General features: G+C 67.9%; 18 protein-coding genes. 10 read left to right on the forward strand and 8 right to left on the reverse strand.

Translation table 11 applies throughout. The features are described 5' to 3' along the window. Nucleotides 1-334: 334 nt before the first annotated feature. On the forward strand, nt 335-850 hold the full coding sequence (locus RS85_RS03290; protein WP_046012009.1) for an RNA polymerase sigma factor: 516 nt from the start codon (nt 335-337) through the stop codon (nt 848-850). A 167-nt stretch (nt 851-1,017) separates the two neighbouring features. Here the strand turns inward: RS85_RS03290 and RS85_RS03295 are convergent, their stop codons facing one another. After that, entirely contained in the window at nt 1,018-2,325 is a 1,308-nt protein-coding gene (locus RS85_RS03295; RefSeq protein ID WP_046012010.1) for a glycoside hydrolase 5 family protein, read from the reverse strand. Between the two features lie 217 nt (nt 2,326-2,542). Between RS85_RS03295 and RS85_RS03300 the strand changes: the two genes are divergently transcribed. The 4 genes from RS85_RS03300 to RS85_RS03315 are packed head-to-tail and all read left to right on the forward strand — an operon-like array spanning nt 2,543 to nt 8,935. Beyond that, the gene (locus RS85_RS03300; RefSeq protein ID WP_046012011.1) at nt 2,543-3,847 is read left to right on the forward strand and encodes an ABC transporter substrate-binding protein; all 1,305 of its coding nucleotides are present in this window, start codon (nt 2,543-2,545) and stop codon (nt 3,845-3,847) included. Nucleotides 3,848-3,888: 41 nt separating this feature from the next. After that, the gene (locus tag RS85_RS03305; protein ID WP_046012094.1) at nt 3,889-4,776 is read left to right on the forward strand and encodes a carbohydrate ABC transporter permease; all 888 of its coding nucleotides are present in this window, start codon (nt 3,889-3,891) and stop codon (nt 4,774-4,776) included. Then, nucleotides 4,773-5,717 carry a carbohydrate ABC transporter permease gene (locus RS85_RS03310; protein ID WP_046012012.1) on the forward strand — a complete coding sequence of 315 codons (945 nt, stop codon included), beginning with the start codon at nt 4,773-4,775 and terminating at the stop codon, nt 5,715-5,717. The genes RS85_RS03305 and RS85_RS03310 overlap by 4 nt, the downstream gene beginning before the upstream one ends. Then, complete coding sequence (locus RS85_RS03315) at nt 5,714-8,935, forward strand: GH92 family glycosyl hydrolase (RefSeq protein ID WP_046012013.1); 3,222 nt, start codon at nt 5,714-5,716, stop codon at nt 8,933-8,935. Before RS85_RS03310 ends, RS85_RS03315 begins: the two co-directional genes overlap by 4 nt. On the opposite strand, the gene RS85_RS03320 is transcribed toward RS85_RS03315, so the two are convergent. Further along, nucleotides 8,936-9,871, reverse strand: coding sequence for an endo-beta-N-acetylglucosaminidase H (locus tag RS85_RS03320; RefSeq protein ID WP_052703341.1), 936 nt, complete (start codon nt 9,869-9,871; stop codon nt 8,936-8,938). A gap of 171 nt (nt 9,872-10,042) precedes the next feature. Beyond that, on the reverse strand, nt 10,043-11,677 hold the full coding sequence (locus RS85_RS03325; RefSeq protein WP_046012096.1) for a fucose isomerase: 1,635 nt from the start codon (nt 11,675-11,677) through the stop codon (nt 10,043-10,045). A gap of 162 nt (nt 11,678-11,839) precedes the next feature. Here RS85_RS03325 and RS85_RS03330 point away from each other — a divergent pair, with 162 nt between their 5' ends. After that, complete coding sequence (locus RS85_RS03330; RefSeq protein ID WP_046012014.1) at nt 11,840-12,085, forward strand: hypothetical protein; 246 nt, start codon at nt 11,840-11,842, stop codon at nt 12,083-12,085. An 8-nt stretch (nt 12,086-12,093) separates the two neighbouring features. Here RS85_RS03330 and RS85_RS03335 read toward each other — a convergent pair whose 3' ends face one another. Further along, on the reverse strand, nt 12,094-13,077 hold the full coding sequence (locus tag RS85_RS03335; protein ID WP_046012015.1) for a LacI family DNA-binding transcriptional regulator: 984 nt from the start codon (nt 13,075-13,077) through the stop codon (nt 12,094-12,096). Nucleotides 13,078-13,137: 60 nt separating this feature from the next. Further along, nucleotides 13,138-13,578 carry a DoxX family protein gene (locus tag RS85_RS03340; RefSeq protein ID WP_046012016.1) on the reverse strand — a complete coding sequence of 147 codons (441 nt, stop codon included), beginning with the start codon at nt 13,576-13,578 and terminating at the stop codon, nt 13,138-13,140. Between the two features lie 126 nt (nt 13,579-13,704). On the opposite strand from RS85_RS03340, the gene RS85_RS03345 reads away from it, so the two are divergent. Further along, on the forward strand, nt 13,705-14,547 hold the full coding sequence (locus RS85_RS03345) for a PhzF family phenazine biosynthesis protein (protein ID WP_046012017.1): 843 nt from the start codon (nt 13,705-13,707) through the stop codon (nt 14,545-14,547). A 10-nt stretch (nt 14,548-14,557) separates the two neighbouring features. Here the strand turns inward: RS85_RS03345 and RS85_RS03350 are convergent, their stop codons facing one another. The 3 genes from RS85_RS03350 to RS85_RS03360 form a co-directional block, all read right to left on the reverse strand. Next, nucleotides 14,558-15,133 carry a hypothetical protein gene (locus RS85_RS03350; RefSeq protein ID WP_046012018.1) on the reverse strand — a complete coding sequence of 192 codons (576 nt, stop codon included), beginning with the start codon at nt 15,131-15,133 and terminating at the stop codon, nt 14,558-14,560. A gap of 2 nt (nt 15,134-15,135) precedes the next feature. Then, the gene (locus tag RS85_RS03355) at nt 15,136-16,284 is read right to left on the reverse strand and encodes a zinc-dependent alcohol dehydrogenase (RefSeq protein WP_046012019.1); all 1,149 of its coding nucleotides are present in this window, start codon (nt 16,282-16,284) and stop codon (nt 15,136-15,138) included. A 121-nt stretch (nt 16,285-16,405) separates the two neighbouring features. Next, a complete protein-coding gene (locus RS85_RS03360; protein ID WP_046012020.1) occupies nt 16,406-17,485 on the reverse strand; it encodes an SDR family oxidoreductase in 1,080 nt (359 codons plus the stop codon). Between the two features lie 248 nt (nt 17,486-17,733). Between RS85_RS03360 and RS85_RS03365 the strand changes: the two genes are divergently transcribed. The 3 genes from RS85_RS03365 to RS85_RS03375 are packed head-to-tail and all read left to right on the forward strand — an operon-like array spanning nt 17,734 to nt 19,419. Next, entirely contained in the window at nt 17,734-18,468 is a 735-nt protein-coding gene (locus RS85_RS03365) for a hypothetical protein (RefSeq protein ID WP_046012021.1), read from the forward strand. Then, a complete protein-coding gene (locus RS85_RS03370) occupies nt 18,446-18,859 on the forward strand; it encodes a phage holin family protein (RefSeq protein WP_046012022.1) in 414 nt (137 codons plus the stop codon). The genes RS85_RS03365 and RS85_RS03370 overlap by 23 nt, the downstream gene beginning before the upstream one ends. Further along, the gene (locus tag RS85_RS03375; RefSeq protein WP_046012023.1) at nt 18,856-19,419 is read left to right on the forward strand and encodes a DUF3618 domain-containing protein; all 564 of its coding nucleotides are present in this window, start codon (nt 18,856-18,858) and stop codon (nt 19,417-19,419) included. Before RS85_RS03370 ends, RS85_RS03375 begins: the two co-directional genes overlap by 4 nt. Nucleotides 19,420-19,449: the final 30 nt, after the last annotated feature.

Raw genomic sequence — 19,449 nt, forward strand, 5'->3', positions numbered from 1 at the left:
ACAGGCGTCAGGGGTGCGTTAGCGTGAGTCACGAAGACCTCCGTGTGTGGAATGTGAGTGTGGTAACCCACATCCTGCCCGGAGGTCTTCGCTAACTCAGCCGTTCACAACGTCCCTGGGAAGAACAGCTAGGCGACTACGCCGAACTTGCTGGTCGAGAGTCCCCAGCCACTGTTGAGATGCAAGCGGTGATCGACGAAACCCTCACCCGGCTTGACACGATCGCCCCAGGCATTGAGTGGGGCACTGCGAGTCCCGGGAAACCGTTCGCGGCCGGTGAGCCGCGTCTCGCTACCGTCAGCCAAGTGTGCACCGACGACCTCGGCGACTCCGAATGACGACTGACCTGCCCTCGCTTGTGCGCGCCGACTCGTTTGAGGGACGCAGGATCGAGGCCGTCGTTCGACGCGAAGCTCCCGCGCTGCTCAGCTATTTCGAACGCAGATGCGGCGCTCAAGAGGCTCCTGACCTTCTCGGTGAAACTCTTCTTGTGGCCTGGCGCCGGGGCGCTGCGATTCCTGTGGACGATCAAGAGGCGCGCATGTGGCTGTTCGGCGTTGCACGCCGCATACTCCTCACTAGCCGCCGCAGTGGTGTCCGACGCCAAGCCCTCGTCGATCGCCTCCGCGAGGAGGCGCTGACCCGGGAGCAGATCCACACGCTTCGCGACGACGAGGTGCATGAAGCGCTCGCACGTCTCTCTCCATTAGATGCCGAGATCATCAGGCTTCGGCATTGGGAGGGCTTCAACCTGGTCGAGATCGCTCATCATCTTCACCGCCGTGAGGGAACGATCCGGAGCCGGTACAGTCGCGCCCGCCAAACCCTAAAAGAGTACCTACTCGAGTGATCGACCGTGCTGCCTGAAACGATCGTTTTCGGTGGGCCGGCCGGCTTCGACGAGCGGCTGCTCGACATGCGGATGATCGACGAGTCGAAACCCCCTGCCGAAACCTGTCGCACCGAAACTTCGGCATAACCGTTTTCGGTGGGCCGAATGAGGTTCCTCACCGTCGATCAGGCGACGACCGTGTTCACCGAGCCGTAGGGGTCGACCTCGTTCGCCGACACGTCGGGCTGGATCAGATGACGGATGCCGCGCGCCTCGAGCGCCGCGGAATCCTGGGCCATCCGCGATGTCACGACCGCCGGATCGAGTCCGGCCGCACAGGCATCCACCCACGCCTGGAACACCGCTCCCCCGGGGCTCAGCGCGGCACGGCTGACGGGAACCTCGCGCTCGTCGACGTCGACCACGATCGCGGTCTCACGTGCGGGCGGCGCCACGCGCGCGCGCAGTTCAGGGATGAGCTCGGCGAGCCGACGCCCGAGGGGCTTCACCGCTCCGTCCTGGCCGACCAGACCAAGCGAGTACTCCAGCTCGGGAAAGTCGCCGAGCTCGCGGCTCACGTCGTGCGAGCACCACCAGGTGATGCCCCAGAGGTTCTCGGTCCGCGCGGCCGAGCGCACCGTCGCCTCGAGGAAGCCGGGCATCTCGTCCTCGGTGAGGCAGTTCGAGGGTGCCCCGACCTCCTGCAGCCAGACCACCCGAGCGGGATCGGTCGCGAAGCCCCGCGAAAGCTCGATCAGGTACTCGGCGTGCCGGTCGGACGCGACCGAGCGCCCGCCGTAGCGCTGCGCGGTGCCGTTGAAGATCCAGGAGTGGATCGTGGTCATCGCGCCGAGGCGCGAGGCGTGTGCCGGCGTGAACCCGTGGCCGTCCATGTACCAGACAGCGTCGTACTCGCTGTGCACGTGCGCGTGGCCGGGAGCCGCGGCATCCGCCGCCGCCAGCAGCGACGAGATCCACTCCCCCGCCTCGTCCTGCGTGACCGGCCACGGCGAGGGATGCGTGTGCGCGGAGAACTGGTTCGTCTCATTCCCGAGCGTCAGGCCGAGGAAGTTCGGCGCCTCGCGCAGCGCCTGCCCGAGTCGGTCGACCAGCGCGACCTGCCCCTTGAGCGCCTTCGGATCGGTGAACATGTTCTTGTCGTGCCAGGTGGACAGCCACGAGGGGACGAAGTCGAAGCTCGACAGATGGCCCTGGATCACGTCGACACTGGCATCCATCCCGAACTCGCCGGCGATGTCGACGACGGCGCGGACGTCATCGATGGCCTTCGCGCGGATGAGCGTGCGGTTCGGCTGGAGGACGTTCCAGAGCGGGAAGACCCGCACGTGGTCGAGGCCCAACTCGGCGAGCGCGGCGAAGTCGCGACGCACGTCGTCGGGCGTGAAGTCGAGCCAGGAGTGCATCCAGTCCTTCGACGGCGTGTAGTTCGCCCCGAATCTCAGGGGAGCATCGAGAGCGCCACGCTGCGTCATGTGTCCGGACCTTTCGCACGGTGCCCTCCGGCGAGGACATGTCGGATCACTATAACGCTTGAGCTACGAACATCCCAGTGCTCGCCTGCAATCGACGGGACGCCCGCCGACAGCACCTTGACAGGCGCGGCATCCGATGGTTTCATCTGCTAAAGCGTTGCAGTCCACTCTCGCGTGGGCAAACACGTGGAATCGCCCGCCTCGAGGAAGAAGCACGATGAAAACTCCGACACGCATTGCCGCTCTGGCAGCATTCAGCATCGGCGTCCTGGCGCTGACGAGTTGCACAGGAGGCGGCGGAGGTTCGACCGGCGACTCCGGCCCCATCGACACCTCCGGCGAGCTGAGCGGATCGATCCAGTTCCAGACCTGGTCGCTCAAGAACGAGAAGTTCACGCCCTACTTCGAGGAAGTCATCGATGCGTTCGAGAAGGAGAACCCCGACGTCACGGTCGAGTGGCTCGACCAGCCGGGCGACGGCTACCAGGAGAAGATCCTGAGCCAGGCGAACGCCGACACGCTCCCCGACGTCCTGAACCTTCCGCCTGACATCGCGTACCCCCTCGTCGCCGCGGGCAAGCTCGTCGAAATCGACACCGCGGACCCCGACCTGAAGTCGGCCTACAACGCCGGCGCGTGGGACTCGTACAGCCAGTACCCCGGCGTCGAGGGCACCTACGGCCTGCCCTGGTATCTCTCCAGCGACGCCTCGTGGTGGAACCTCGCGCAGCTCGCCCCCTACGGCGTCACCGAGGAGAACCTCCCGACGACCGTCGACGAGCTCCTCGCCCTCGCGAAGGAGGTCGCGACCGAGTCCGGCGGCAAGGTGCAGCTGCTCTCGTCGATCCCCGCGCTCGACACCTTCACGGCCGCCGGCATGGAGGTCATCAACGACGAGGGCGAGTTCGACTTCAACACCGACGAGGCCGCCGCGATCATCGAGGCCTACGCCGACGCCTACGCGGCCGGCGCGATGCCCGCCGAGGCGCTGACCGGTGACTACGGCGGAAACGCCGAGGCCTACATCCAGGAGAAGGTCGCATTCACGACCGGCGGCACCGGCTTCACGACCGACCTGCAGAAGGATGCTCCCGCGCTGCTCGAGAACACCGTCGCGACGCAGCGTCTCGGCGTTCCGCCGCTCTACGTGCAGGGACTCAACGTCTCGGCCGACTCCGACAACAAGGAGGCCGCCCTCGCCTTCGCCGAGTTCGTGACGAACGAGGAGAACCAGGTCGCGTTCTCGTCGCTCGCCGTGGGCACCGCGCCGGGCACCGCCGCCGGCGGCGACAAGGTCGTCGAGAACATCTCCTCGTCGATCACCGACGAGAAGCAGCTCGCCGCGATCGACACCGTGTTCACCGCGATGGAGGATGCCAAGGCGCTGCCGTTCCAGTGGACCTCCGACATGGCGACCTACATGACGCAGCAGATCGCCCTCGCGATCAACGGCGAAGCGGATGCCAAGACGCAGCTCGACAAGATCGTCGAGTACGCCAACGCGAACCGCGTGGACCAGTGAGCATGAGCGCGGACACCGGCATCCGGACCAAGATGAGATCGATGAGATCCCACAGATGGTTCACGCCCTGGCTGCTCCTCGGCCCCGCCGTGATCTGGGTGCTGGTGTTCGCGCTCTGGCCGTTCCTCAACACGGTCTTCCTCAGCTTCACCGACGCCCGCCCCCTGCGGACGCCCGAGTTCGTCGGCACGGCGAACTACGACCGCATGTTCGGCGACGAGATGTTCTGGAACGCGCTGACGACGTGCATCATCTACGTCGTCGTGTGCGTGCCGCTGCTGACCGTCCTCCCGCTGCTGCTGGCTCTGCTGGTGCAGAAGAAGCTGCCGGGCATCTCGTTCTTCCGCACCACGTTCTACTTCCCGGTGATCGCCTCGGTGGTCGTCGTCGCCCTCATCTGGACCTGGCTGTTCGACAGCCGCGGCATCATCAACCAGACGCTCGAGTTCCTGGGGCTGGTCGACAAGCCGATGGCGTTCCTCGTCGACCGCTGGCTGCTGCTCGGCTGCGCGATCCTGCTCACGGTGTGGAAGGGACTCGGCTACTACATGGTCGTGTACCTCGCCGCCCTCGGTAACGTCGGCAAGGAGCTGCATGAGGCGGCGATGCTCGACGGCGCCGGAGCCTTCCGCCGCTTCCTCTCGGTCACGATCCCCTCGGTGCGCGGCGCGATGCTCCTCATCGCGGTGCTGATCGCGGTCTCTGCGATGAGGGTGTTCGCCGAGCTCGACGTGCTGTCCAAGAGCACGGGCGGTCCGGGCGGCTACGACATGTCGCTGGTGATGCTCATCCGCCAGGTCGGCTCGGGCTTGAACGGCAACATCGGCTACGCGTCGGCGATCAGCGTCGCCTTGTTCCTCCTGACCCTCATCCCGCTCGCCGCGATCGCCTTCATGAATCGCGAGAAGAAGGCGAAGGCCCCCGCATGAGCATCCTCACCCCTCCCCGCGCCGAGGACGACCGCCACTCGCCGGAGGAGCCGACGAGCCCCGCGAAGTCCGCGCGCGAGCGCGTCTTCCGCCGCCGCGGCTCCGGAGACTTCAGCAAGCCGACCCTCGGTGGACTCATCGGGCGCTACGCCCTGCTGCTGTTCGTGCTGGTGCTCGTGATCGGACCGTTCCTCTGGCAGCTGTCGACCTCGTTCAAGGGGCCGCAGGAGAACATCTACTCCTTCCCGCCGAACCTCATCCCGCGCGAGCCGACGCTCGGGAACTACTCGACCGTCGCCGACATCGTGCCGGTCTACCTCTACGCCTGGCACTCACTGCTCGTCTCGGTCGGCACGGTCGTCAGCAACGTCGTGCTGGCCACCCTCGCCGGGTACGCGCTGGGCTGCATGAGGTTCCGTGGCAAGTGGATCGTCATGGCGATCCTGCTCTCCACCCTGCTCTTCCCCGGTGAGGTCACGGTGACGAGTAACTTCCTCACGATCCGCGCGCTGGGTCTGGCCGACACGCTCTGGGGCGTCTTCCTGCCGGGCGCCATCAGCGCGATGAACGTGCTGCTGATCGCCACGGCGTGCCGCATGATCCCCAAGGACGTGCTGGATGCCGCGACGGTCGACGGGGCGACGACGTGGCAGCGCATCCGCCACATCGTCTGGCCGAACATCCGCGGCATGGTCTCGGTGGTCGCGATCTTCGCGTTCATCGGCGCCTGGGATGACTACCTGTGGCCGCTCATCGTGCTTTCCGATCCCGCGAAGTACACGCTGACCGTCGGCATGGCCTACCTCAACAGCAGCTTCTCGGTCGACCCGCGCCTGATCGCAGCGGGGACGATGATCGCGCTCGTGCCGATCGTCATCATGTTCTCGTTCACGCAGCGGTTCTTCTTCAAGGGCGTGCAGGAGGGCGCGATCAAGGGGTGAGCACCGTGCGCCTCTCCCCCGCTGACGGCCCGACCGATCCGCCGTCGTCGCGTCCTCACACCGGCGTGCTGGACGGACCGGTGTTCGCCTTCGCGTTCGATCCTGCCGCCGGTGAGCAGCGCATCGACGTTCCCGGTTTCGCGGATCTCACGTTCTCGGCGGATGCCGTGCTGCACTGGGCGTTCTACGCCGACGGACCCGCGGCCACGCTGGCGCCTCACGCGGCGCCCGCGGTGGCGGTGGACGTGCGCCTCGCCGACGGGACCCGGCTGAGCGACAGGGAGGCGGTGCGCGACCGCTACGACTTCCCGATCACCGCCGAGAAGCAGTTCGCCGCTCGCTGGAGCTTCCCCGAGCAGTGGAACGCCGACACGGTCTCGCTCGCTCCGGTTTCGCACCACCGTGGCACCGTCGAGATCGTGCTCGGCGCGCGATCCCCGGTCGCCGCGACCGATCTCCCGGGCGAGGTCTCGGGCTTCGTGCAGGTCGTGGTCGAGGAGCGCGCAGCATCCGCATCACTCACCCCCGTCGAACGCGTCGACACCCGCCGCGGCTCGCACTCGGGTCCGCGGTTCTCCCGCGGGAACACGATCCCGGCAGTGGCCGTGCCGCACGGGTTCGCTTTCGTCACCCCGGCGACGGATGCCGCCGACTCGCGCTGGCCGTATCGTCCCTTCGTGCACGACGATCCGCAGGGGCGTCGTCTCGAGGCTCTCCAGTTCTCGCATCAGCCCAGCCCGTGGATCGGCGATCGTTCCGTGCTGCAGCTGATGCCCTTCCTCGACCGGCCGACATCGCGGCGGGTGGAGCGCCGGCGCTGGATCGTTCCCGGCACCGAGCGCGCCCATCCGCACGAGTACGCGGCCGATCTCGGCGACGACCTGCACGTCGAGCTGACGGCGACCTCGCATGCGGCAGCCTTCCGTGTGCGGAGCGCGAATCCCGATGCGCAGGTGGGCTTCGTGATCGATCAGCTCGCCGCCGGCGGGCGCCTGGAATGGACGGATGCCGGAGGCTTCGAGGGCCGGATCCCGGAGGGTCCCGAGGACTGGGGCAACGCTCCGCGCTGCTACTTCGCGGGCGCAGTGCAGAACGGGGGCACCCCCGTCGACCGCGGCCATCTCGACGACGACGGCCGGGGCGAGGTCGCCGGATACGTGGGCGGCCGCGGGGCGCTCGAGGTGCGGATCGCCGTCTCCTTCCTGTCGATCGACCAGGCTCGCCGTAGCCTCGAGCTCGAAGCGCCGGCGGCCACCTCGTACGAGCAGCTGCGCGACGCGTCCGCGGCATCCTGGAACCGCCTGCTGGGTCGCGTCACGATTCCCGCACTGCCCGAGGAAGAGGCTCCGTACCGCTCGCTCGCCGACGAGGAGCACCGGGCGCGCATAGCGGCATCCGTCCACCGGATGCACCTGTACCCGAACACGGCGGCCGAGAACGCCGGGACCGCGGATGCCCCCGTCTGGCGATTCGCGGATGTGTTCGCGGGCGCGGCGGGCGATCAGCCGCCGACCGCCGACGGCGAGCTCGTCGTCAACAACGGCTACTGGGACACCTACCGCACCGAGTGGCCCGCGCTCGCCCTGCTCGACCCCGCCCTCGCTGGGCGACTGCTCGATGGGCAGCTCGAGCAGTACCGCCGCGGCGGGTGGATGGCGCGCTGGAGTGCCCCGGGGTACGTCGACAGCATGGTCGGCACCTCGAGCGACCAGATCTTCGCGGATGCCGCGCGCTGGGGAGTGGACTTCGACCGGGTCGCCGCGTTCAAGAGCGGATGGCGGAACGCCTGCGAGCCCGGCCCCGACGCCCGCCGCGGCCGCAAGGGCATCGGGCGGGGTCGCTTCACCGGATACATCTCCTCCGACGTGCCGGAGGGGATGAGCTGGAGCATCGAGAACGCCGTGAGCGATGCCGCCCTCGGGCGGTTCGCCGCACAGCTGGCCGCCTCGGCTGAGTCAGAGGCGGATGCCGGAGCAGAGACGGATGCCGCTCGCTATCGGTCCTTCGCCCGCTACTTCGCGAACCGGGCACGGTCGTACCGCACCCTCTTCGACGACGAGACGGGTTTCTTCCGCGGCAGGGACGACCGGGGCGCCTTCGCCGCCACGGGTTTTGATCCGCGGTCCTGGGGTGGCGACAACGTCGAGACGAACGCGTGGGGGATGTCGGTCGGCGCCGTGCACGACGGCGCGGGTCTGGCCGACCTCTACGGGGGTCCGGGCGGCCTCGGCCGACACCTCGACGCGTTGTTCGCCGAGCCGGAGACCGCCGACCAGCGGTTCGGCGGCGCGTACGGCACCGTCATCCACGAACAGCGTGAGGCACGAGCACTGCGATCGGGCATGTGCGCGATCTCGAACCAGCCCGCGCATCACATCCCCTTCATGTACGCGTTCAGCGACCGGCCGTGGCAGACGGCCGCCATCGTGCACGACCTCGCCAGCCGTCTGTTCACCGGGGCGCACATCGGCCAGGGATATCCCGGCGACGAGGACAACGGCGAGATGAGCGCGTGGTGGCTGTGGGCCGCGCTCGGACTGTATCCGCTGGAGCTCGCCTCCGGAGTGCTGCGGATCGGGTCGCCGCTGTTCGACGACATCCGTGCCGATCGTGGCGACGGCTCCTCGCTGCGCGTGCTGTCGCGGCGGAGCGGCCCCTCGGCTCACGTGCTGCAGGAGGCGCGGCTCGACGGGGTGGCGCTGCCCTCGGCCGAGCTGCCGGTCGATGCGCTCGTCGGGGATGCCGTGCTCGAGTTGGTGTTCGGGGACGATCCAGCGGCAGCGCTCGAGAGCGGGCCCATGTCGCCCGCGGAGTCGGTTGATGCCTGGCACGCCGACCTGACGTCAGGTGGTGGCCACGTCATCTCCTCCCCCGCTGTCAGTCATGCCGAGCGGGTGTTCGACGATGGTTCCCCGTCGGTCGACGACGGCTCTGCGCTGCGCGCCGGGGGGTGGGTGGGATGGCGGTTCCCCGAGCCCCGCGGCATCACCGATCTCACCGTGACCGTGGCCGGCCCGGCATCCGCTTCCGCTCTCCGCTGGGAAGTCCTGGACGCCGAAGAACGCTGGGTCCCGGTGTCGATGACGCACCAGGCTGCGCTGCTGCCGAATCGCACGACGCCGTTCACATTGGCAGGACGCGTCGTGACCTCGGCGCTCCGCGTTCGCGCAGAGGCCGAGGTCACGATCCGTCAGGTCGAGCTCTTCGACCTGGACTGATCAGCCTTTCGGCGCCGCCCGGTACTCCGTCGCTTCGCCCTTGAGTGCCTGTGTGATGCCGGAGAGGTAGGTCGACTGGTCGTTCGCAGTGAGGTTGTACGCGACGTAGACGCCGTAGCCGTCGGCAACCGTGCGGTTCGCGAAGCCCGACGCCGTCGCCGCGCTGGTGTTCGCGAGGTCGATCGCCGCGGCACCGATGCGTGTGCGATCCTCGAGTCCGGGCACCGTCGGGGCGTCGTAGGTGGGGTAGTAGGGGTTCCAGGCGTAGTCGAGCACACCCTCCGCATCGAACAGCGTGAAGTCGGTCGTCGTGTACGACGGACCGATCGCATAGAGAGTGATGATCTTGTCGTCGCCGAGGCGCTCACGGAGCGCGGTGGCCAGCCATCCGAACGACTCGGCGTTGGGCTGCGGCGTGCCGTTCGCGCCGTACTCGGTCCACTCGTCGTCGAAGTCGATCCCGTCGAGCCCGTAGGTGGTCACCGCGTCGGCGAGCTGCGCGGCGAACGCGTCGGCCTGCTCGTACGACGTGAAGTTCGCGAACCCCGCGCCCTGATGGTTGCCGAGCACTGAGAGCAGCACCTTCGTGCCCTGCTCCTGCACGGGGCGGATCTGGTTCTCGGCATCCTTCAGCGTCTCGGTGACGCGCTCGTTGAAGTGCAGGTACGCCTTCTCACCGTCGTAGTTGATGTTGGCGGCGAAGATCATCGCCATGTCGATGGCCGCTTCCCCCGAATCCGCGAGCGTGTAGTCGGCGACGTTCGCTAAATCGTTCGAGTTCACCTCGACGTAGACAGCGAGCTGGGGATCGTACTCGGGCACTTCGGTCGCAGCGGCTGGCGTTGCGGCGACGGTGCCGACTGCGGCGACCGCGAGGCCCGCCGCGGCGGCAAGGCCCTTTCGGAACCGGTGAATCCTGATGCGGGGCTGACTCATGACAGATCGTCTCCTTCAACATCGATAGCGAGATCAGGCCGCGTCGGCGCGACCTGCCGCCGACTATATCGCTTAAGTCAATCGGGGCGAAGGGTCCCAAAGCGACGCTGGATCAGAAATGCCGCCCCCGGCGACGCGGGAGCGGCATTCCTGATCCAGACCGGTGCGGGGTCAGACCGCGACGTCTCCCACCAGGTTGACATTGATGCCCATGCCGGCGAACATCGCGGCCTTGGCGATCAGCGCCTTGTCGGCGGTCTCGGCATCCGGGGCATAGACGGTCTGCGCGTGGTTCGCCTTGTGCCGGGCCATGAACTGGTCTCGCGAGATGCCATGCAGCACCACGTGCGCGATCGGCCACTCCGGGTTCGTGGCATCCTTGCGGCGCTTCGTCTCCTCTTCCGGCAGCTCGACGACCGAGGCGCGGAAGATGTCGGCCTGCAGGATGCCGTCGGCGATGAACACCCGCGACAGCACGATCTCGCCGGGCTTCGAGACGCCGTTGATCGTGGCGCCGCCGGCCGGGAAGAACACGTGCCCCTGACGCCAGCCCTCGGCGTTCTGCCATCCACCGAGATGCGACGCGGGAACGGATCCCGAGATCTCGTAGACCCAGACGAACTGGCCGTCGTAGTCCCCGCCCCAGCGCACGTCGTGCAGCGTGTTGTCGGGCACCAGCCCCATCGCGCGCCACACCCGGTCGGTCACGAGCGCGTCGACCGCGACGCCCTCGTCGGCTTCGTTGAAGTGCGGGAACGCGCGTCCCTCGTGCAGCACCCGCGACCCGTCGCGCGAGGTGACCGGCGGACGCTCGGTCGAGTTCAGCATGCCCTCGGCCAGATCGGATGCCGGGACGAGATCCTTGAGTCCCTGCTGGTACTGGATGCCGACGGCGTCGAGGCCGAAGTCATCCGCGATGCGGAGGGCGGCGACGTACATCTTGAGCTGCCACTGCACCTGCTCGCGGGTGAGCTCGGTGGCGGCATCCTCTCCGTACTGGAAGGTCATCCCTGCATCGATCAGCCAGTCGTACGCCGCGTTCGCCTCGTCTTCGGAGACGTTCAGCATCTCGGCGTACAACGCCGACTGCGAGAGGCGCTCCTTGTAGATGCCGGTCTTGTTGAGCAGCTCGTCGTCGAAGATGGCGTTGTACATGCCCATGCAGCCCTCATCGAAGACGCCGATGATGGCCTTTTCTGCGAGCAGTTCTGCGGCGAGCGCCTCACCCAGCGCCTTCTCCGGGCTGTCGGGCAGCTCCGGCAGTGCGCGGACGTGCGAGGCGTCATGCGTGATGGAGCCGGTCTCGGTCCACTCTCGGATGCCGTTCGTGAACCACTCGTCGGTGAAGTCGACCGACCAGATCGAGGCGTAGGGCTTGTCCATCTTGGTGAGTCCGGCGTTGAGTCCGAGAAGGCCGACAAGACCCGGCCAGTCACCCGCGAAGTTCGCGACCGTGAGGATCGGGCCCTCGTGCGTGCGGAGTCCGGCGAGCACGTGGTGCGAGTACTGCCACACGGCCTCGGCGACGATGAGCGGGGCATCCGTCGGGATGTTCTTGAAGACCTCGAGGCCCATGCGCTGACTGGAGATGAACCCGTGGCCGGTCTCGGGGTCGACCTCGTTGGCGCGGATGACGGTCCAGCCGAGTTCCTCGAAGACGCCGGTGACGCCGGCTTCGAGCTCGACCTGCACGGGCCAGCCGCCGGTGTTGGCGGCCTCGCGCAGGTCGCCCGATGCGATCAGGTAAGCGGTCTTCGGAGCGGACGCCGGACGGGATGCCGGGGTCGGCAGAGTGTAGGTGGTCATGGTGATCGCCACTGTACGCGAAATCGATTTCATGATGCAAGGGAGCAGCGACTCTTCCTGCACGGGCATCCTGGACAATGCCTCCTCCACCGATAGCGCTCCGAGCGCCAATGACAACCGGAATACCGTGACAATTTGGCTTTTCGCTCGCAGACTGGAGGCATGGAGATGACCGAGCCGCAGGTATGGACTCTGATCGGCGTGTTCGCCGCGGTGATGATCGGGGCGATCTCGCTGCTGCTCCGCCAGAACGACAAGATCATCACGTCGTTCCGCCACGAAATCGCAGCACGGTTCGAGGGCCTCGAAGGAAAGATGGACGTGCGCTTCGACGCCATGGATCGTCGGCTCGAAGAGCTCGACAAGGAAGTCACCAACCTCGCGACGCGCTTCTGGCGCTCGCAATAGCCGCTGAGTCAGCTGCGCGTGCTCGCGGACTGCACCTCGTTGGGCAGCACCACAGTGCGCGCCGGCTGATCGTCTCCCTTGATGCGTGCAAACAGCATCCGCGCCGCCGTCACTCCCATGTGCCGGGCAGGCAGCCGCACCACCGTCACTGCGCGGGGCGACAGCGTCGTGAACGGCAGCGATCCGATGACCGCGACCCCCACTTCGGGCGGCGTCAGACCGTGCTCGGAGAGCACCTGGATCGCGCCCACCCCGATGAGGTTGTTGCCCGCGACCACCGCATCGGGTGGCTCCGGCAAAGCGAGCAACTCTTCCATCGCTGCGCGTCCGCCGTCCACACGGAAGGTCTCGAACCGCTGCAGACCGTCGAGGTCGAGGTCGGGATACGCAGAGGTGAGCGCTGCGCGCCACCCGGCAGCGCGCTCCGCCGCGGTGTCGATGTGCTCAGGGCCGCCGATGTAGGCGATGCGGCGGTGACCGGCATCGATGAGGTCTTTCGTGGCCGAAGACCCTGCGTCGCGGTTGGCCATCACGACCCCGTCGATGTCGTACGTGGTAGTGCGGTCGACGGCGACGACAGGGCGACCGGTCGCGAGGATGCTGTCGAGGCGGGTGCTCTCGTCGGCCGTCGCGATGATCACGCCCGACATGTGCTCGGCGATCGCGATCCGGAGGTACGTCGCCTCTTTCTCGACCTGCGCGTCGGAGTTGCAGAGCACGACGCAGTAGCCGGCTTCGGACGCGACATCCTCGACGCCTCTGGCCATCTCGGTGAAGTACGGGTTCTCGATGTCGGGGATGACGAGGGCGATCACCTCGGAGCTCTGACGACGAAGGGTGCGTGCTGTGCGGTTCGGCGTGAAGCTGAGCTTCTCGGCGGCATCCCGCACGGCGGCGACCTTCTCCGCCGACACGCTCGTGCCGTTGAAGACGCGCGAGACCGTCGCGGGCGAGACTCCCGCGAGCTCCGCGACATCGTAGATCGTGGCCATGCGCCCCTCACTGCCTGCCCGGACCCGCCGGACGCGAAGCAACAGTATCGCGCGGCGGACTCAGGAGAGCCAGGCCGGGACGCGCCCGCGCAGCAGAGCGCCGTCGAGGGACAACCGCCCGGCGCCCGTGAACGCGAGCGCAAGCGCGCCAGCACCGAGAACGGCGACGAACTCATAGCCGCCGTCGCCGACCCAGAGACCCGCGGGCAGGTGGACGGCGACCAGGGCGACGGCCATGTCGACGGCGAGGAGGATGCCGATGGGACGCGTGAAGAAGCCGAAGATCAGCAGGATGCCGCCGACCAGTTCGACAAAGGCGACGACCGGCGCGGCGATCTCCGGCAGCGGGATACCCATGCCGGCGAAGGTGCCGATGGTGCCCGGGATCGTGAACTCGAAGATCTTCTGCGCTCCGTGAGCGGCGAAGACGGCTCCGACGACGACGCGCAGGACGAGGAGTCCCAGCGAGGCGGAGGCAGAGGGGCGGGTGGTGTTCGTCATGAGGAGTTCTTCCTTCGTGGCAGGACACGCGCGCGCCAGGCGCGGAGCAGGGGCATTCCCTGCTCCGACCGTACGAAGGTGAGCTTTCCGTCTCCTGAGTGGAGTACGGCCGAGTATCCTCCAGACATGCAACGTGGATTCCGACAGGTCGACGTGTTCGGCGAGACTCCGGGCACGGGCAACCCCGTGGCGGTCGTCCTCGATGCGGAGGGGCTCAGCGACGACGAGTTGCGGCGGTTCTCGGTGTGGACGAATCTCTCCGAATGCACGTTCGTGCTGCCGCCGACCGACCCCGAGGCCGACTACCGCGTGCGCATCTTCAGCCTGAGCACCGAGCTGCCCTTCGCCGGCCATCCGACGCTCGGCACGGCGAGGGCATGGCTGGATGCCGGCGGCACACCGGCCGATCCTTCCATGGTCATCCAACAGTGCGATGCGGGATTGATCCCGGTGCGCCCCGATGGCGACACCCTGGCGTTCGCCTCTCCCCCGCGGACCCGCTCGGGCGCCGTGGCGCCGGAGCTCGTGAAGGAGCTGATCGAGATCCTCGGGATCGGCGCCGAGAAGGTCGTGGACGCCGAGTGGCTCGACAACGGCCCGGGCTGGGTCGGCCTCCTGCTCGACAGCGCCGACACGGTTCTCGGCATCCGCCCTGACGTCGCCGGTCACCCCGGCGTCTGGGACATCGGCGTGATCGGCGCGCATCACGAGGGCTCCGAGACCGCGTTCGAGCTGCGCGCATTCTTCACCAACGGTGACGGTCCACTCCGCGAGGACCCGGTCACCGGCAGCCTGAACGCGGCGGCAGCCGAGTGGCTGCTCACGAGCGGACGCGCCCATGCGCCGTACCTCGCAGCGCAGGGTACGGCGATCGGGCGGCGCGGCCGCATCCGGATCAGTCAGGATGCCGATCGGCTGTGGGTCGGCGGACGCGCCGACGTGATCGTCTCGGGAACCGTCGTGATCTGACCGCCGTACCTCAGCCGTGGGGGCGTTGCGTGAACGTCCGCCGGAGAGCGGCCACCACACCGGCCGCGACCAGGACCCACGGCCCGACGACGACGATCGGATCGAGCCACGCGTGCCTCAGGTCGAGACGCCCGCGTCCGAAGCGCGACGCCAGCGGGCGATGCCGCCCCTCGGCCAGCACGCCGGTCAAGGTCACCGGGTCGTCCGGGCGGCGGCTCAGCAGCGAACGGGCGTGGGCGCCGACGGATTCGACCCTGTCACCCAGCACCAGGAGCAGCCAGCGCGTGTTCTTCGTCTCGCTCAGGTTGTCGTAGGCGAATCGACGGATGCGGCCCGAGAGTCCGTGCAGCGGCTGGGCGGTCCCGTAGACGGGCGGCAGCATGGCGTGCTCGATCGATCGTTCGCGGCGCGGATCCTCTGGTTGACGCTCGGGGAACGACCAGTGCGCGCCGGTCGGCTCGAGGTCGTCGCGTTGCTGCCAGGTGCGCCGGTGCTCGGGCGGGTTGTCGGCGCCCCACCCGGGGATCCGCGCTCTCAACTCCTCTGCGGACGGTGCGAGGTCAGGCTTCGCGGCTTCGTAGGGCATGATCACTCCTCTCCGACGACGATGACGGGCTTGATGCAGTCATCCAGCTTGGCGGAGAACACGTGATAGGCCTCCGCGATGTGCTCGAGCGGGAATCGGTGCGTCAACAGTTCGCTCGGTCGCACGTGCCCCGCGCGGATGTGCTCGAGCAGCCGCGGCCACTGACGCTTGACCGGAGCCTGGTTCGCGCGGACCGTGAGTCCCTTGTTGACGGCGTCGCCGAGACGCACCGACGAACCGAGTGGGCCGTAGGCCCCGACGAGCGAGACCGTCCCTCCCTTGCGGACCGAGTCGATGGCCCAGTTCACGGCGACCGGCGACCCGCCCTGCAGTTTCAGCTTCGCCCCGGTGATGTGCTGGAGCACGCTGCCGTCGGCTTCCGCGCCGACCGCGTCGATGACGACATCCGCTCCGAGGTGTCCTGTCGCCCTCTTCAGCGCGAGGACGATGTCGTCGACTTCGGCGAGGTGGATCGTCTCTGCGAACGCGAATGTCTTCGCCTTTTCGAGGCGGTAGTCGATGTGATCGACGACGATCACGCGGCCGGCGCCGAGGAACCAGGCCGACCGTGCCGCCGCCAGGCCGACCGGTCCGGCGCCGAACACGACCACCGTGTCCCGCTCGGCGATGTCGCCGAGTTGCGCGCCGAAGTAGCCGGTGGAGAAGGCATCCGTCAGCATGAGGGCGTCCTCCGAGCTCAACCACTCCGGGATCACCGAAGGCCCGACATCTGCGAACGGCACCCGCACGTACTCGGCCTGACCGCCGTCGTATCCGCCCGTCGTGTGCGAGTACCCGTAGATACCGCCCACCGCGGTGGCGTTGGGGTTGACGTTGTGGCAGTTGGAGAACAGCCCGCGGCTGCAGAAGTAGCAGCTGCCGCAGGAGATGTTGAAGGGGACCATCACGCGATCCCCGCGCTTCAGGGTCTGCACCGACGAGCCGACCTCTTCGACGATCCCGACGATCTCGTGCCCGAACGTGTGGCCGATGCGCGTGTCCGGCATCATGCCGTGGAACAGGTGGAGATCGGATCCGCAGACCGCCGCTCGCGTCACCCGCACGATGGCGTCGTTCGGATGCTGGATCTTCGGTTCCGGCTTTTCTTCGACGCGGATCTTGTACGGTCCGCGGTAGGCCATCGCTTTCATCGCGTCACACTCGACGTGGGTTCTGCGGCGGTGCTCATGGGATGCTCCTTGGCTGCGACGTGGCTCTTGGCCTGGGCTGATGGATGAGGACGTTAGTGACGCGCAGCATCCGGCGAAGAGACTATTGACGGATGCGCATGTCCGGTCGTATCTTGCGCCCGAGCCGAACAGCAGTGGCGAGGGTCGTCGCCGCCAGGGCGAGCACGCCGACCCTGCGGAGCCCCGGCCGCAGTGCGAGCGCGGTGGACACGCTCCACGATCGACCGCGGCGCGGCAAGCCGCCCGGTTGCATGAACGCGCTCGGCGCGGCGAGGTTCCCGGGGCGCGGACGCGAAGGTTCGGCGGTGTGCATCATCCGCACTCCCCACCGGCCGAACACCGCATCGAGCAGACGCGGCGATGTGCGCTGCAGCAAGGAGATCCATCGACCGCTGCCACCGGCGAAGAGCTCGCCGACCGGATGCTCGGCCGCGTAGAGCACGCAGGCCGCGACGACCGAGGGTGCGTAATACGGCGGAGGCGCCGACGGGCGAAACGCGAGATGCGACCGGGTGGCGTTGTAGCCGGGAGTGTCGATGACCGCCGGTCGGATGACCGTCACGGAGATCGGGTCGTGCTGATCGCGCAGCTCGCGACGAAGTCCCATCATCGCGCCCTCCACCGCCCGCTTCGAAGCGGCATACGCGCTGTGCAGCGGCAAGGTGGTCACGGCTTCGACGGACGAGATCGAGATCAGCGCGCCGCCGCCGGCACGGCGGAGCGCGGGAAGCGCCGCCTGCGCACCATGGACCTGGCCGAGGAAGTCGATCTCCATCATGCGCAGGAACTCCGCCGGCGTGGTCTCTTCGAAGCGCGCGTAGACCAGCACGCCCGCGTTGTTCACCCAGGTGTCGATCCGTCCGAACCAGCGCTCCACAGTCTCGGCCGCCGCGCGCACGGCTTCGGCATCCTTCACGTCGCACAGGAGGTGGCGGGCCTGACCGCCCTCGGCCGTGATCTCTGCGACCGTGTCGGCCAGCCGGCCCTCGTGCCGGCCCAGCACCGCGACGGTCGCGCCGGCACGAGCCAGCTGCAACGCGGTCTCCCGCCCGATTCCACTCGACCCACCCGTGATGACCACGATCTGACTCGCGAGCGGTCGGTGCCGTCGCCTTCTCGACGGCGTACGACGGCGACCTTCTCGGGTTGCGTGCTCGGACATCCTGCTCCCTCTCGCGGACGGTCCTCCCAGGAGAAGCCGTGGGCGAGCGCTTGTGACACGGTCTTGCCGCGACACCGTTCGAGGAGTAGAACCCGCATCGGGCGAGGGCGGCGCTGACCGCCCTGCACGCGGGCGACTGCACGCCCTTTACACCGTAAGTCGGGAGGAAGCAAGATCCTGCCCGAGTCAGATGGACAGGCTTAGAACGGGACCACCGGTCGACCCGATCGGTCCGTGAAAGGAGCACCATGTCAGACAACTACGAGACGGCCGGCCCCGGCGGCTCGAACGTGCAGTCCCCGGATTCCTCCGGGAAGGTGGACGCTGCGAAGCAGGAAGCCGCTGACCTGAAGGATGCCGCCACGACGCAGGCCAAGGATGTCCTCGGCACTGCCAAAGATGAAGCCGCGACCGTCGCCGGAGAGGCGAAGGCGCAGGTCAAGGATCTCTACGCTCAGACTCAGCGCGAGCTGAAGGATCAGGCGAACACTCAGCAGCAGCGCATAGCGGGCGGACTCCGGTCGGTCGGCGACGAACTCGACTCGATGGCGAGGAACTCCGACGGCAGCGGTATCGCCGGAGATGTGGTCCATCAGGTGTCCGGTCGCCTGACGGCGGCGGCGACCTGGTTGGGCGATCGCGACCCGGGTTCCGTGCTGACCGAGGTCAAGCGCTACGCCCGCCGCAAGCCCGGCACCTTCATCCTGGCCGCGGCGATCGGCGGCATCGTGGTCGGACGCCTCACTCGGGCGCTCGCCCAGAACGCCTCCGACGAGAAGGACGCCTCCCCGTCGGCCGCGCCCGCGGCTCCGGCCGCTCCACCGGCGCCCGCGCCCCGTCAGGTGCACCCGGACCCGGCGGTTCCCGCCCCGGTGGGCACGACGACGGTCATGGGAGGCGAGACGCCCGTCTATTCGCAGACGGCATCGACCCGTCCGGATGCTCTGAGGGAGGACGACTATGACCGACCCAACTCCGTCTGAGGCCAAGGCGGCGAGCACCTCCCTCGGTGACCTGCTCGGCGAGGTCTCTCGCGACATCTCGACGCTGATGCGCCAAGAGGTCGCGCTCGCCAAAGCGGAGCTGAAGAATTCCGCCACCAAGACCGCCAAGGGCGCGGGACTCATGGGGGCGGCTGGCTATGCCGCACTCATGGCCGTGTTCTTCCTCTCGGTCGCACTCTGGTGGGCCCTGGGCACGCTCATGGGCGGCGGGTGGGCCGGCGTCGTCGTGGCAGTCATCTGGGCGGTCATCGCCCTGATCCTGTTCCTGGTCGGGCGCGGTCAGCTCCAGCAGGTGGAGGGCGCTCCACAGACCGTGGACACCCTGAAAGAGATTCCGGAAACGTTGAAGAGGAATGAGGAGAACCGATGAGTGATTCACCCGAAGAGATCCGCGCCGACATCGAGCGCACCCGCCAGGACCTCGGCCTGGACGTCGACGCCCTGGCCGACAAGGTGTCGCCGACGAAGATCGTCGACCGCCAGATGGGCAAGGTGCGCGGCGCGTTCGGATCGGTCCGCGATCGTGTGATGGGCAGCGCTGACGACGCCGGTTCGTCGCTGCACGATGCGGGCGCCCATGTCGGCGACATGAAGGACCGGGCCGTGGCGAAGGCGGAGGGCAACCCGATGGCGGTCGGCCTGATCGCGTTCGGCGCCGGCCTTCTCCTCGCGTCGCTGGTTCCCGCCTCGTCGAAGGAGAAGGACCTTGCCGCGACCGTGAAGGATCAGGCGCAGCCCCTGGTCGATGAGGTCACCGGTGTGGCGAAGGAGATCGGCGAGCACCTGAAGGAGCCCGCTCAGGCTTCGGTCGCGTCCGTGAAGGAATCGGCGCAGGACTCGGTCGCCACTGTCACGGAAGAGGCGCAGACCGCCGCCGGCGAAGTGAAGGATCAGGCACAGCAGGCCCGCGAGAACGTCGCAGGCAACTGACGCTGCGTTCGGGCGGACCCGTCATCAGAC

The sequence above is a fragment of the Microbacterium sp. SA39 genome, from assembly GCF_000967865.1.
Taxonomy (GTDB): Bacteria; Actinomycetota; Actinomycetes; order Actinomycetales; family Microbacteriaceae; genus Microbacterium.